Genomic DNA, 14710 nt, shown 5'->3' on the forward strand with positions numbered 1-14710 from the left:
GTCAGTATTGGTCATGCATTTTCTGCATAGCGGCATTGCCGACAGGGCGGATTGTGCATTCGCAGCAATTCCCCGATATTGAAATCAACGAAAGCAGCCGAGGCTTGCACCCTTGATCGCTCCAAAGCGGTTTGCCTCCCGAAAGGAGGCGTTGGCAAAACGCCAGCGAGGACGAGACACGGCAGCGCAGGTCGCGGGGGGTCCCGCACGCACATCTAAGGTTGAAAGCTTATGGCTTACGCAAACGACATCGACAGTGCCGCTCCGGCGTCCCCCACCCTCTTCGGTGGGCTGTTCAAATCCATCGCGGAACGCGTTGCGCGCTACCGGGTCTACCGTGAGACCGTGCTTGAGCTGTCGGACCTGAAGGATCGCGACCTCGCCGATCTCGGATTGTCCCGCGCGTCGATCCGGGCCGTGGCCTACGAAGCCGCTTACGGCAACTGAAGAATAGACATCACGGCCCTCTCCTCCTCCCTGGGCCCTGATACCTGCGGCAGCTCCTCTCCTCCTCCCTGGGGCTGCCGCATCAGATACCGGAATTCGGGGCCTCTCCTCCTCCCTTGGCCCTGATGACCAGAGCGGCGATGCTTCCTCCTCCCTGCATCGTCGCACCTATACCGGGCGAAAGCCCAAGAAATCGGTCCCTCTCTCCTCCTCCCTGAGGGGTCGTGACTGAAGGCGGCGGTGCCTTCCTCCTCCCTGGTACCGCCGCATTTCTTTTCAGAATACGGGTCCTCTCCTCCTCCCTTGGGGCCCGATACCAAGAGACACCCGTGCCCCTCCTCCTCCCTGGGCGCGGGTGTCTTGCTTTTTACCGATCAGACATCAGAAACTTTGAGCAGCCTCCTCCGGCTGGGGAAACGCGCAAGGCAATCACCGGCTCAGGCGGCGCGGTCGATCACCCGCTCGAAGGCCGGCAGGCCAACCAGCCCGGGGGCGCCCGCGTATTTCATCGGGTCGAGCGGGTATGGCCGGGCGTGCTTGCGCCCCGGGCGGAGCAACATCACCGGCTTGCGTTCCGGCGCACCGGAAATCCGTCGGATCAGCGCACTGCCCTCCTTGGGCGTCAGCAAGGGACGCGCCGGATGCTGTGCCCTTTTCCCCGTGAAGAGATCGAGCAGGCTCTCCACCGAGCCCTGCTCAACCCCACCCGGCAGATACTGGGCCACCGGACCAAGCACATCGCGCGCCATCTGGCCGAGGTACAGGCTTTCGCAGACCACCCCCCGGCAGGCAATCAACTCGTGATTGGCGCATAACAGATGGACATAGGAAATCGCATCGCGCGGACACAGGCGAATCGCATCGCCATCAAGGAAGGACACCGCCGGGACCAGCACCTCTGCCCCTCGCCCGTCCTGCATCTCCTCCGGCAGATCGAGAAGGATGCGATGTTGCTGGCTCAACACCAGAGGCGCCTCATTGCCGAGACTGCCCGGGGCGAAGACCACCGGGGCATGACGCCCCCAGCCCCGCACCCGACGCGCGGCGATCCAGGCAATCGGCTGAACGCCATGATCGAGCGTCACGACCCGGTCGCCGGGACGCAACTCCCCCGCCGCGCGCGGCCCCTCCGGGGTTTCGATCGGCATGGACGCCTCGAAACAGACCGCCTGATAGGTGGTCGTGGCCGATTGGTCGGTGTTGTAGAAACCCGGCGATTGCCCGGCATTGAAACTGCCCCAATACCATGTTTCGAGATCGAATTCCGGGGTCCAGACGATCTGGACCAACTCGCCGTTGCTATCGAGCCCCTCGAACACCACGGCATAGCCCTCATCCCCGTTGAGGTTGATATAATCGGAGCGCACCACCGTGGCGTTTTCGATCGTATCGCCCCCCTGCCCGGAAAAGGTCAACGTATAGGTATCGCCGGGGGAGAAGACATAGGGACTTTCGTCTCCCTCCTGCGATTCGATGGTCAGAGAGTTTGTCGAAGTCGGCGGATAGTCGAATTGCGACGTGCCCGGTCCCGAATTCACATTCGAGCCGGTCGATGCCGCGAACTGACTGTCGATGGCCTCGATTAAGATGGTCATGACGCCTCATCCTGATGATCCGGCGCCAGATTAGATGAAAAGGGTTAACCCACGATCAACACGGAAGAATGCCCCGGCCCCACGCGTCAGAACGGCACGTCGTCCGCCTGATCGGCGGGCATCACGAATCCCGCCTTGAGCTTTTTCGTGCCCGAATGATCGAATTCCACCGTGAGGTTTTCGCCCTCGATCTCCATTACCTCGCCATAGCCGAATTTCTTGTGGAACACCCGATCCCCAAGGGTGAAAGAGGCGCTGGCCTTCATGTCGATGGTCATGGGCGCGCGCGGCGTACCCGCCCGCTGCGTACGGCTTTGCATCCGCTTCCATCCCGGCGAATTATAGACATCGGCCTTGGCGGCGCGCTGTTCGAACGTGGTGGATGGCTGGCTGTCATAGGAGGCCGTCTCGTAAGAGGCGACCGCCGGGCTGCGCTGTCCGCCATAGAGGCCCGACGGCGTCAGGATATCGACATGCTCGGGCGGCAGTTCGTCGATGAAGCGCGAGGCCAGTTGCGATTGCCATTGGCCGTACACCCGGCGGTTGGCGGCGAAGGAAATGGTGCAAAGCTCCTCGGCGCGGGTGATGCCGACATAGGCCAGACGACGCTCTTCCTCGAGACCCTTGGTGCCGTTTTCATCCATCGAACGCTGCGACGGGAACAGCCCCTCTTCCCAGCCGGGCAGGAAGACGACCGGGAACTCAAGCCCCTTGGCGCCGTGCAGCGTCATGATCGTGACCTTCTCGCCGTCTTCACCGCTGTCATTGTCCATGATCAGCGCGACGTGTTCGAGAAAGCCCGCCAGATTGTCGAATTGTTCCAAGGCTTTGACGAGTTCCTTGAGGTTCTCGAGCCGCCCCGGCGCCTCAGGTGTTTTGTCGTTCTGCCACATGGTGGTGTAGCCGCTCTCATCGAGAATTTTCTCGGCCAATTCGATATGGCCGATCTCGGCGGGGTCATAAGCGACATCTTCCACCAGCGCGTCTGGGTCATCGTCCAAACGATTGACACGCCTCATTTTATGGCCTTCGTAACCAATATCCTCGAAAACATCCATTTCATCATCCGACATGCGCTCATCTTCGAACAGCATGTCGTCCTCTTCCTGAATGTCTTCTCCGTCAACGACATAGCGAATTCTCGTGCCATTGAGCGACGACCAGCGCGCGATGTCCGCCACAAGTTGCGCGACACCCGACTTGGCCTTGCCCTTCAAAAGACCCTCTTCCACGGCAATCCCCGCCGCTTCCAAAAGCGGCACGCCATGGCGGCGGGCGCACATCTGGATCTCTTGCAGCGCCTTGTCGCCCACACCGCGTTTCGGCGTGTTGATGATGCGCTCGAAGGCCAGATCGTCCTCAGCCTGGGTGACGATGCGGAAATAGGCCATGGCATCGCGGATCTCCATCCGCTCGTAAAACCGCGGCCCGCCGATCACGCGATATGGCAGGCCGATGGAGAGGAACCGATCCTCGAAAGCGCGCATCTGATGCGAGGCGCGGACCAGAATGGCCATGTCATCGAGGGAATATTTACGAAGGCGGCTCCGCGTGCCACCATGCAGCGCCTCGATTTCTTCACCGACCCAACGCGCCTCTTCCTCGCCATCCCAATGGCCGATGAGACGCACCAATTCGCCCTCGGTCTCCGAGGTCCAAAGCTCCTTGCCCAGACGATCCCGGTTGCCCGCAATCACCGAAGAGGCGGCGGCGAGGATGTGTGGCGTGGAGCGGTAGTTCTGCTCAAGGCGCACGACTTTAGCGCCGGGAAAATCCTTTTCGAACCGCAGAATGTTGCCCACTTCGGCCCCGCGCCAGCCGTAGATCGACTGGTCATCATCGCCGACGCAACAGATGTTCTTATGCCCGCCCGCAAGGAGCCTGAGCCAAAGATATTGCGCGACGTTCGTATCCTGATACTCGTCCACAAGGATGTATTTGAACCAGCGCTGATATTGCTCCAAGAGGTCCGGATGTTTCTGGAAAATCATCACCATATGCAACAGAAGATCGCCGAAATCGACGGCGTTCAGCGTGGTCAGGCGCTCTTGATACTGTGCGTAAAGTTTGACGCCCATGCCGTTGAATTCACTGCCTTCTTCACCGGACACAGCAGAGGGTGTGAGGGCGCGATTCTTCCAATTGTCGATCATGCCGGAGAGCTGGCGCGCAGGCCAGCGCTTCTCGTCGATGCCCGCCGCTGAGATCAGCTGTTTGAGCAATCGGATCGAGTCATCCGTGTCCAGAATGGTGAAGTTCGACTTGAGCCCGACAAGCTCGGCGTGACGGCGCAAAAGCTTGGCGCTAATCGAGTGAAATGTTCCCATCCAGCGAACTGGTTCTTCGATGTCAAACGGCGTTTTCCTTAGCCGATCCTGCATCTCTTTCGCCGCTTTGTTTGTGAAAGTCACGGCGAGGATTTCATTTGCACGCGCGCTGTCTGTGGTAATCAGATGCGCAACACGCGCCATGAGCGTTTTCGTCTTACCTGTACCCGCCCCGGCAAGGATAAGCACAGGACCTTCGAGTGCCTCAACGGCTTCACGTTGTGCAGGGTTTAAATCATCAAGATACACCGTCCCCTTTCGCGCACCAAAGGCGGCCTCGCGCGCGCCTTGCATCGCGAGTTGGGACAGGGAGGGACGTTGGGGCTGCACCGCCGCCTCGAAGGCGTCGTCTTCATCGAAACTGCTCATGGCAGTGAGATTACAGAAGGTCGCAGGCGAGGAAAAGTGCGTTCTTCAATTGTTCTCATCATCGCCTGCCGGATCGGACACGGCAGAGAGCAGACCGGAGACATAGCGTCCGAAGAGGGTGGAAAAACTCTCGATCTCCTCCCCCGACCAGGCCTGAAAGGCTTTTGCGAACAACCGCCACTTCGACAGGGTGAAGGCCCGCAGGAAGGTCCGTGCCTTCGGGGTGATCACCAGAACGGATTTGCGCGCATCTTCCTGCACCGCCTGGCGGGTGACATAGCCGCGCGAAACGAGTTCGGAAACGATGCGCGACGCGCGTGACGGATCGACGGCCATGACCTCCGCCACCATGCCGATGGTCGGCGCCTCCGCTACATCGCGCCCAAGACCGGCGGTGATCTGGGCAATGGACAAAAGCCCCTGCAGAATCGCGGGTTCGAGCTTTTCGTTCATGCCATCGAGGACGCGGCCCTTGAACTCGCCCTTTTCCGCCATGCGCCGCCACTGGAACATCGCCAGATCGAGCGACAGAAGCGCTTCGATGGCCACGTCGGAAAAGCCTTCGCCCTCAAGGTAGTCGGGCACGCCCGCGCGAATACGCGGATCGGGAGAGGCCTGTCGGGCGTCGAGAGAAGAGGTATCATCCATGCTCATGACATGTCCGTCGCACAACCATGTGTGAATGTCAAATTCATGATAGACACATTTATGTGCTATTGACACATATTGATGTGAGCGCTACCTCCCGAACGACACGTCAAGCACGGGCCCGCACGGGCCAAAGGAGTTTCCATGCCGCATACGCAAAGCCTGCCCGAAGAAGCGAGGCGCGCGCCGGAGCACAGTTCGGTCGCGCTTGTCATCGCCTCCGTCGCGGTGCTTCTCTTGCTGGCCTCACTCGACCAGACCATCGTCTCGACCGCCCTTCCCACCATCGTCGCCGATCTCGGCGGGCTTGAGCACCTGTCGTGGGTGGTCACAGCCTATATTCTCGCCTCAACCGTGGTCGCGCCCTTGTATGGCAAGCTCGGCGACCTCTACGGGCGGCGGAACGTCGTGATCTTCTCGGTCTCTCTGTTTCTTTCCGGCTCCGTCTTATGCGGCCTGTCGGACTCCATGGGCTTTCTCATCGCCGCCCGCGCACTTCAGGGCCTCGGCGGCGGCGGGCTGTTCGTTCTGGCGCTGTCGATCATCGGCGACGTGATCCCGCCCAAGGAGCGCGGCAAGGTGCAGGGCGTTTTCGCAGGCGTCTTCGGCGTGTCCTCCGTCGCCGGGCCGCTGCTGGGCGGATGGTTCGTCGATGCGCTGTCCTGGCACTGGATCTTCTTCATCAACCTGCCTTTCGGCGCGCTGGCACTGGCGGGGTTCATCTTTGGCTTCAAGGCGCATCCCGAGCGCGTCGCCCACAAGATCGACTATGCCGGCGCGCTGGCGCTGACCCTGTCGCTCTCCTCCCTCGTGCTTCTCACGGCCCTGGGCGGCAAGGAATTCGCCCTGACCTCCCCCATCGGCCTCGGCCTCATGGGCCTTTTCGGGGCGGCAACCGTGAGTTTCGTGGCGATCGAGCGCAAGGCCTCCGAGCCGATCCTGCCAATCGGGCTGTTCAAGATGAATGTCTTTTCCATCGCCTCCGCGATTTCCTTTGTCTCCGGCGCGCTGATGTTCGGGGCGCTGACCTTCATCCCGGTCTTCCTGCAAATGGCCAAGGGGGCGAGCGCCACCCAATCCGGCCTGCAACTCATCCCGATGACCTTCGGCATCCTCGCCGCCTCCACCGTCTCCGGCCAATACATGAGCCGCACCGGGCGCTACCGCATCCTGCCGGTGATCGGACTGAGCTTCGCGACCCTCTCGCTTCTGTCGCTCACGCGGCTGTCGCCGGAGATGGCCTCCTGGTCGCTCTGGCTGTCGCTCGCCGGGCTTGGCATGGGCATGGGCTGCATCTTCCCGGTGACCACCACCGCCGTGCAGAACGCCGTGCCGCGACAACAGATCGGCACTGCCACCGCTGCGGGGCTGATGTTTCGTCAGGTCGGCGCATCCATCGCCGTGGCGCTGTTCGGTGCCCTGTTTGCAAGCCGCATGGCACGGATGATGGGGGAGGCGCATATCGAAGGACTCTCGAACGTCACCGAACTCGGGCCGCAGGTGCTTGCGCAACTCCCGGCGACCACCCGCCAGCTCATCGGCGACACGATTTCAGGCGCACTGCATCCGGTGTACTGGATCGCGGCAGGCCTGGCGCTGTGCGGCCTCGCGCTGGCACTGCTGATGAAGGAAATCCCTCTCAGATCCCGCGAAGCGTAAGATCGGGCACCGCACTGACCGCCCGAATCCACGAAACGTGGGATTTGCAAAAACGCGTTTCAGAACGCACCCCCCTTTGCTAATCCCCGATTTCTTTCTGCAAAAATTGCAAAGAAAGGTATATGGGACCACCAGCACAGCAAAAATCGCCGCAAGGTGTCGCAAATATTCTGCCTGCGTCATTTGCATCACGCTATGGGGATTTACTGCGCCGCAGAAATGCCTAACGTGATCACTGATCAAGCAAATGAGGGGACCCGCCGCCATGGCCGAATTTCAGAAAGTTCTGATTGCCAACCGAGGTGAAATTGCCATCCGCGTGATGCGCGCCGCCAACGAGCTGGGCAAGCGCACCGTTGCGGTCTATGCCGAAGAGGACAAGCTTTCCCTGCACCGTTTCAAGGCGGACGAGGCTTACAAGATCGGCGAAGGCATGGGACCGGTGGCGGCCTATCTCTCGATCCCCGAGATCATCCGGGTTGCGAAACTGTCTGGCGCGGATGCGATCCACCCCGGCTATGGTTTGCTCTCCGAGAACCCCGATTTCGTCGATGCCTGTACCGAAGCCGGCATCACCTTCATCGGTCCGAAAGCCAAGACCATGCGGCAACTGGGCGACAAGGCCTCGGCGCGCAAGGTGGCGATCGCGGCAGGGGTGCCGGTCATTCCGGCGACCGAGGTGCTTGGCGACGATTTCGACGCGATCCGCAAGGAGGCCGCCGAGATCGGTTTCCCGCTGATGCTCAAGGCCTCCTGGGGCGGCGGCGGGCGCGGCATGCGTCCGATCATGAATGCCGAGGAGCTTGAGGAGAAGGTCAAAGAAGGTCGCCGCGAGGCCGAAGCCGCTTTTGGCAATGGCGAGGGCTACCTTGAGAAGATGATCATCAAGGCGCGCCATGTCGAAGTTCAAATCCTCGGCGACCAGCACGGCCATATCTATCACCTCTACGAGCGCGACTGTTCGGTCCAGCGCCGCAACCAGAAAGTGGTCGAGCGCGCCCCTGCCCCGTATCTCTCGCCTGCGCAACGCGAAGAACTGTGTCATCTCGGCAAGCGCATCTGCGAACATGTGAATTACGAATGCGCCGGCACCGTTGAGTTCCTGATGGATATGGAGAGCGGCAAGTTCTACTTCATCGAGGTGAACCCCCGTGTGCAGGTGGAACACACCGTCACCGAAGAAGTCACCGGCATCGACATCGTTCGCGCGCAAATCCTGATCGCCGAGGGCAAGTCTCTCATGGAGGCCACCGGCGTTGCCAGCCAGTATGACGTCAAACTCGACGGCCATGCGCTTCAGTGCCGGGTGACGACCGAGGACCCGACGAACAATTTCATCCCCGACTATGGCCGGATCACCACCTATCGCTCCGCCACCGGCATGGGCATCCGCCTCGATGGCGGCACAGCCTATTCCGGTGCTGTGATCACGCGCTATTATGACAGCCTCTTGACCAAGGTGACCGCCTGGGCGCGCACGCCGGAGGCTGCGATTGCGCGGATGGACCGGGCGTTGCGCGAATTCCGCATCCGGGGCGTTCAGACCAACATCGCATTCGTCGAGAACCTGCTGAAACACCCGGTGTTCCTGTCCAATGAGTACACCACGAAATTCATCGACACGACGCCCGAGCTGTTCGACTTCAAACAGCGCCGCGACCGGGCGACGAAAATCCTCACCTATCTCGGCGAGATCACGGTGAACGGCCATCCGGAGACGCTCGGCCGTGCCAAACCCGCCGCAGATGCGCGCAAACCCGTCGCACCGAAGCTCAAGGTGGACACCCCGCCGATGGGCACCCGGCAATTGCTTGAGGAACAGGGTGCGCAGGCGGTGGCGGACTGGATGCTCGCGCAGCAAAAGCTCCTGATCACCGACACCACCATGCGCGACGGGCATCAATCCCTGCTCGCCACCCGGATGCGGTCGATCGACATGATCAACGCGGCGCCCGCCTATGCGTCGAACCTTTCGGGGCTGTTCTCGGTCGAGTGCTGGGGCGGCGCGACCTTTGACGTGGCGTACCGCTTCTTGCAGGAATGCCCGTGGCAGCGTCTGCGCGACATCCGCGAGCGCATGCCCAACATCATGACGCAGATGCTGCTGCGCGCCTCCAACGGCGTGGGCTATACCAACTACCCCGACAATGTGGTGCAGGAATTCGTGCGTCAGGCCGCCGAGACTGGCGTCGATGTGTTCCGCGTCTTCGACAGCCTCAACTGGGTCGAGAACATGCGCGTCGCGATGGATGCGGTCATTGAGAGCGGCAAGGTCTGCGAAGGCACGATCTGTTACACCGGCGATCTCTTCGATCCGGCGCGCTCGAAATACGATCTCAAATATTACGTCAAAATGGGTCAGGACCTGAAAGCCGCCGGTGCGCATGTGCTGGGGCTCAAGGACATGGCGGGGCTGTTGAAACCGGCGCAGGCGCGCCAGCTCATCACCGCGCTCAAGGAAGAGGTCGGCCTGCCGATCCATTTCCACACCCATGACACCTCCGGCGCAGCCGCCGCTACCATCCTCGCCGCCGCCGACGCGGGCGTGGATGCGGTGGATGCGGCGATGGACGCCTTCTCTGGTGGCACATCTCAGGCGTGTTTGGGCTCCATTGTCGAGGCGACCCGGTTCACCGAGCGCGACACCGGGCTCGACATCGCGGCGATCCGCGAGATGTCGAACTACTGGGAAGCCGTGCGCGGCCAGTACAAGGCGTTCGAGAGCGGGCTTCAGGCCCCGGCCTCCGAGGTCTACCTGCATGAAATGCCCGGCGGCCAGTTCACCAACCTCAAGGCGCAGGCCCGCTCGCTGGGGCTCGAAGAGCGCTGGCATGAGGTGGCGCAATGTTATGCCGACGTGAACATGATGTTCGGCGACATCGTCAAGGTGACGCCCAGTTCCAAGGTCGTGGGCGACATGGCGCTGATGATGGTGTCCCAGGGCCTGACACGCGCACAGGTCGAGGACCCGAAAAGCGATGTGGCCTTCCCCGACAGCGTCATCGACATGATGCGCGGCAATCTCGGCCAGCCGCCGGGCGGCTTCCCGGACAGCATCGTCAAGAAGGTGCTCGGCAAGGAGAAACCCAACCTCGAACGTCCCGGCAAACACCTCAAACCGGCCGATTTCGAAGCGCTGCGCACCGAACTTCAGGCGAAATTCCCCGACGAGGAGTTCGACGACGAGGATTTCAACGGCTACCTGATGTATCCAAAGGTCTTCACCGATTACGTCGCCCGCCACGAGCAATACGGTCCGGTGCGCGTCCTGCCGACCAAGAACTTCTTCTACGGCATGGAAGAGGGCGAGGAGATTTCCGCCACCATCGACCCGGGCGTGACGCTCGAGATCCGCTGTCAGGCGATCTCCGACATCACCGAGACCGGCGAGGTCAAACTGTTCTTCGAACTGAACGGCCAGCCGCGCACGGTGCGGATCAAGGACCGCTCTGCCGTCGCCTCCGTCAAGGCGAACCCGAAGGCCGAGGCGGGCAACGGCAAACACATTGGTGCGCCGATGCCGGGTGTCGTGGCGACCGTGGCGGTCGCCTCCGGTCAGGCGGTGAAGAAGGGCGATGTGCTTTTGACCATCGAGGCGATGAAGATGGAAACCTCGATCACCTCCGATCAGGACGGCACGATCAAGGCGATCCACGTCACACCCGGCGCCCAGATCGACGCCAAGGATTTGCTCGTCGAGTTCGAATAAGTCGCCGGTCCGAAGATTGGAAAGCCCCGCCTCATCGCGGGGCTTTTTTCTTCAGCCCCTGCGCGTCAGAACCAGCGAGGTCAGCCCGCCGAACACCAGCGCCCAGAGCGGCGCGCCGATGCCGAGGAAGGAAATCCCCGACACGGTGGTCATGAAGGTCACGAGTCCCGCCTCGCGCTGATCCGGATCCTTGAGCGCCGCCGTCAGGCTCGCCGAGATGGTGTTCAAAAGCGCCAGCCCCGCGACCGTCACCACAAGCGCCTTCGGTGCGATCAGGAAAAGCCCGATCACCGCCGCGCCCAGCAAGCCGACGATGCAATAGATCACGCCAGTGGCCACCGCCGCTTTGTAGCGAGTCACGGGGTCCTCATCCGCCTCGGGGCCGGCAACGATGGCCGCCGTAATCGCCGCGAGGTTGAAGGCATAACCACCAAAGGGCGCGAGGATCAGAGAGGTCAGTCCGGTCACGGTGATCGAGGCGGACACCGGCGGCTCATACCCCGCGGCCTTGAGCGTCACCACGCCGGGGACGTTCTGCGACGTCATGGTGACGATATAAAGCGGCAGCCCCACCCCGATCAGCACCGAAAGCGAAAATTCCGGCGTGACAAAGACCGGCTTTGCGATCTCGAAAGCGATATGCTGGCTGGTGTCGAACGCTCCGGTGAGCGCACAGAACATGACCCCCACCAGCAGCACCACCGGGATGGCGAAGCGGGCGAAAAAGCGCCTCCCGGCGAGATAGGTGGCGCACATGGCGATCACCAGCGGCAGGTTGTCCTCCATCGAAGCGAAGATCCCAAGCCCGAAGCGGAACAGAATGCCCGCCAGCATGGCGCTGCCGATGGCCGCCGGGATGAGATGGGAGATCTTCTCGAACCAGCCGGTCACCCCGGTCAGGGTCAGAAGCACCGCGCAGAAGACGAAGGCCCCCACCGCCTCCGGCACGGAGACCCCCGCCAGGCTGACCACCAGAAGCGCCGCCCCCGGCGTCGACCAGGCCGTCAGGATCGGCATCCGGTAGCGCAACGCGAGAACCAGCGTCGACAGCCCCATGCCGAGGCCCAGCGCCAGCATCCAGCTATTGGCCACCGCAGGGGAAGCCCCCAGCGTGTCGATGGCCTGAAAGATGATCGCGGCGCTGCTGGTATAGCCCAGGAGCACGGCGACCGCACCCGCGACGAGATGGGAGAGTTTCAGTCCGGACATGGATGGCCTTTCCGAGAGGAGACAGGAAGCGTTTGGCAGGCCGCGTTGCGTGCGTTATAACGGCCATGACCGCTATAACGCACGGACGCTATAACGCACAAGGGGCAACAAGAGGTTTCGATGACCGGCGACAAACTCCAGATCAACCTGAAGGCCGCGCGCACCCACGCGGGCCTCAGCCTTGCGCAGACGTCAGAGCTGACCGGGGTGAGCAAGGCCATGCTGGGCCAGATCGAGCGCGGCGAATCCTCGCCGACGCTGGCAACACTCTGGAAGATCGCGAAGGGGTTTCACCTGCCGCTGACGGCGTTTCTCGAAGACATGGTGCTGACGGCAGGAAGTTTCACCCCTGCCCCGGCACGCGCGGATCGCACCGATCCTGAGGTCGGCATGCACACGGTGTTCGCCTTCGACCCGAGGTTCGGCTCGGAAACCTTCATCATGACGCTGCCCCCCGGCCACAGCCACGAGACGCCGTCCCATGACAGCGGTGTGGTCGAGGATGTCTTCGTCATTCGCGGCGAGATGGAGGTGCTCACTGACGGAACCTGGACCGTTTTGCACAGCGGCGACGGGCTGCGGTTTGCCGCCGACCAGCCGCATGGCTATCGCAACCGGACGGGCGAGGTTGCGCAGTTTCACAACACGATCCATTATCCGCGCCGCACAGTGGAACAAGACGGCGACTGATCCCGCGACGACGGGTCACGCCACCGCGCCCGCGCATCGACTGTGCGGCAACACACAATGCTTTTGGAATATGACCCGTTATACTGGTACACACCTCCTCAAATCGAAGACGCACAGATGACTCTCACACTGACCGCTTTTTATGCCGGACTCACCGGCCTGCTTTATCTCTCCCTCTCCATTCATGTGATCAAACAGCGCCTCAACATCGGACAGGGCCTCGGCGACGGTGGCGACGACACGCTCAATCGCCGCATCCGGGCGCATGGCAATTTCAACGAATACGCGCCGCTGACCCTCGTTCTGATCGCCGGTTTCGAGGCCATGGGCGCCCCCGCCCTTCTGGTTCACCTTGCCGGGATTGTCCTCATTGTCTCGCGCGCACTGCACGCCTACGGGATGCAGGGCGGCGGCAAAGAATGGGGCCGCAAATACGGCATCCTCTCGACCTTCGCCCTGCTGCTGGTCTTGTCTCTCGCCGATATTTTCATGGCGATTTTCTAAAACAATAAAACAAAGGGGCCAGAAGGCCCCTTTTTCTTAGTTGCGATAGGCTTTGAGATAGTGCCGCTCGAAGAACCGCTTGGCCCAGTGGAACAGCCGCGATTTCGGCAGGGTCAGCGCCATCTTGTGATTGCGGAACACGAGAATGCCCTTGTTGACCGAGTCGACAATGCACACGAGTTCGGCCTTGAAATTGTGGCACGGCTCGCGGCCCGCCAGTTCGTCGGCAATATTGGCCACCGCCGCCTCGGCCTGAAGATCGGCCTGATGCGCCTGTTTGGCGAGCCACTCCGGCCCGGGATAGGACCCGGTGTCGCCCACCACATAGGTGCGCGGCCAGCCGACCACCCGGCATTTCTCATCCGCTTGAATGAAGCCACCGGACGAGCGCGGCAGCTCGGAATTGTCGAGCCACAAAGGCCCCGTGAGACCGGACATGAAGAGCACCAGATCGGCGGGAATTTCTTCGCGCTCAGTGACCACCTTGTCGGCTTCGATGCGCAGCGGCTTGGCCCCGATATGCACGAGGATATCGCGCTTCCACATTTCCTTGAGCAAACCGTCCACCGCTTTCGGCCCAAGCCGCTGCCCCGGACGGTCCGAGCCGTTGAAGAACACAAGGCGGAATTTGTCCCGCCGCCCCTGTTGTCGCAGCATGGTGTCGATGCCGAAGAGGAATTCGAACATCGGCCCGCCGCGCACGGCCTGCGGCTCTTTCGGGTTGGTACCGAACCCCATGGCGATGGTGCCGCCTTCCATGTCGCGGATACGGTCGTGGATAAGCTGGCCCTTGATGGCCCCTTCGCAAGGGATGATCGCATGTTCCGCCAGCCCCGGAAGTTTCTTGAGATAGCGCCCGCCGGTGGCGATGATCAGCACGTCATTGGTGACGGCAATGGTTTCCACCTCGGTCTCGACATCGACCGTGCGGCCTGCCTCCCGGACATTGACCACTCGCCCCTTGAGCCAGTCGACTTCTTCGCGGGCGAAAAATTTCGTCAGATCGACGTCAATGTCGGTCGCCGTCCGCAGCCCCGAAGGCATCCAGATCAGACTGGGCAGATAGGTCAGGTGGTTGTTCGGCGACACCACGGTGATGCGCGCGTTCATCTTCGCCTTGCGGATCTCGCGCACCGCGGTCAGCGCACCGAAGCCGCTGCCGAGGATCATGATATGGGTCTTTGTGGTCGTTTGGGTCGTCATCGCGGTCGTCATGGAGCACCTGAGAAATTCTGGCCGATAGGCCTTGAAACCGATGGGGATCAGAGCCCGGCGCGCGCGCCCTGTCCTTAATCCACATCAAAGATATATTCAAAAAACACCATAAGTCCCTGCGGCAGGTTGGCCCCGGCCATCACAGCTACGTGCGCAGGCTGACACATTCGATCCGGGAGCGGACTTTTCCGCTCGCGATGAAAAAATCCGCCGAAAGCGCGTTTTTCCTCTTGCAGCCCCCGGCGGGATTTCATATTTCACGCCTCACCCGAAGGACGCGGGTGTAGCTCAGGGGTAGAGCGTTACCTTGCCAAGGTAAATGTCGTGAGTTCGAATCT

At 61.6% G+C, this 14710-nt stretch carries 11 protein-coding genes; 5 read left to right on the forward strand and 6 right to left on the reverse strand.

The window, feature by feature from the left end; translation table 11 throughout:
• Positions 1-231: 231 nt before the first annotated feature.
• On the forward strand, positions 232-447 hold the full coding sequence (locus NH195_RS20650) for a DUF1127 domain-containing protein (RefSeq protein WP_066705564.1): 216 nt from the start codon (positions 232-234) through the stop codon (positions 445-447).
• Positions 448-884: 437 nt separating this feature from the next.
• Here the strand turns inward: NH195_RS20650 and NH195_RS20655 are convergent, their stop codons facing one another.
• From NH195_RS20655 to NH195_RS20665, 3 genes are all read right to left on the reverse strand, one after another.
• A complete protein-coding gene (locus tag NH195_RS20655; protein ID WP_066705566.1) occupies positions 885-2042 on the reverse strand; it encodes a Hint domain-containing protein in 1158 nt (385 codons plus the stop codon).
• Between the two features lie 86 nt (positions 2043-2128).
• Positions 2129-4738 (reverse strand): ATP-dependent helicase, encoded by a 2610-nt coding sequence (locus tag NH195_RS20660; RefSeq protein WP_066705568.1) that lies wholly within the window; start codon positions 4736-4738, stop codon positions 2129-2131.
• Between the two features lie 45 nt (positions 4739-4783).
• The gene (locus NH195_RS20665; RefSeq protein ID WP_238379731.1) at positions 4784-5392 is read right to left on the reverse strand and encodes a MarR family winged helix-turn-helix transcriptional regulator; all 609 of its coding nucleotides are present in this window, start codon (positions 5390-5392) and stop codon (positions 4784-4786) included.
• A 138-nt stretch (positions 5393-5530) separates the two neighbouring features.
• On the opposite strand from NH195_RS20665, the gene NH195_RS20670 reads away from it, so the two are divergent.
• Both NH195_RS20670 and NH195_RS20675 read left to right on the forward strand, forming a co-directional pair.
• Entirely contained in the window at positions 5531-7045 is a 1515-nt protein-coding gene (locus NH195_RS20670; RefSeq protein WP_066705570.1) for an MDR family MFS transporter, read from the forward strand.
• A 265-nt stretch (positions 7046-7310) separates the two neighbouring features.
• Positions 7311-10754 (forward strand): pyruvate carboxylase, encoded by a 3444-nt coding sequence (locus NH195_RS20675; protein WP_066705572.1) that lies wholly within the window; start codon positions 7311-7313, stop codon positions 10752-10754.
• Positions 10755-10805: 51 nt separating this feature from the next.
• On the opposite strand, the gene NH195_RS20680 is transcribed toward NH195_RS20675, so the two are convergent.
• Positions 10806-11963 (reverse strand): benzoate/H(+) symporter BenE family transporter, encoded by a 1158-nt coding sequence (locus NH195_RS20680; protein ID WP_066705574.1) that lies wholly within the window; start codon positions 11961-11963, stop codon positions 10806-10808.
• Positions 11964-12083: 120 nt separating this feature from the next.
• Here NH195_RS20680 and NH195_RS20685 point away from each other — a divergent pair, with 120 nt between their 5' ends.
• Both NH195_RS20685 and NH195_RS20690 read left to right on the forward strand, forming a co-directional pair.
• Complete coding sequence (locus NH195_RS20685) at positions 12084-12653, forward strand: helix-turn-helix domain-containing protein (protein ID WP_066705576.1); 570 nt, start codon at positions 12084-12086, stop codon at positions 12651-12653.
• Between the two features lie 117 nt (positions 12654-12770).
• Positions 12771-13157: an MAPEG family protein gene (locus NH195_RS20690; protein ID WP_066705578.1), complete on the forward strand. Its 387-nt coding sequence runs from the start codon at positions 12771-12773 to the stop codon at positions 13155-13157.
• A 36-nt stretch (positions 13158-13193) separates the two neighbouring features.
• Here the strand turns inward: NH195_RS20690 and NH195_RS20695 are convergent, their stop codons facing one another.
• Complete coding sequence (locus tag NH195_RS20695; RefSeq protein WP_066705842.1) at positions 13194-14360, reverse strand: NAD(P)/FAD-dependent oxidoreductase; 1167 nt, start codon at positions 14358-14360, stop codon at positions 13194-13196.
• Between the two features lie 86 nt (positions 14361-14446).
• The gene (locus NH195_RS20700; RefSeq protein WP_066705580.1) at positions 14447-14626 is read right to left on the reverse strand and encodes a hypothetical protein; all 180 of its coding nucleotides are present in this window, start codon (positions 14624-14626) and stop codon (positions 14447-14449) included.
• Between the last annotated feature and the right edge of the window lie 84 nt (positions 14627-14710).

Source organism: Celeribacter ethanolicus, from assembly GCF_001550095.1.
In the GTDB taxonomy this organism is placed as follows: Bacteria; Pseudomonadota; Alphaproteobacteria; order Rhodobacterales; family Rhodobacteraceae; genus Celeribacter; species Celeribacter ethanolicus.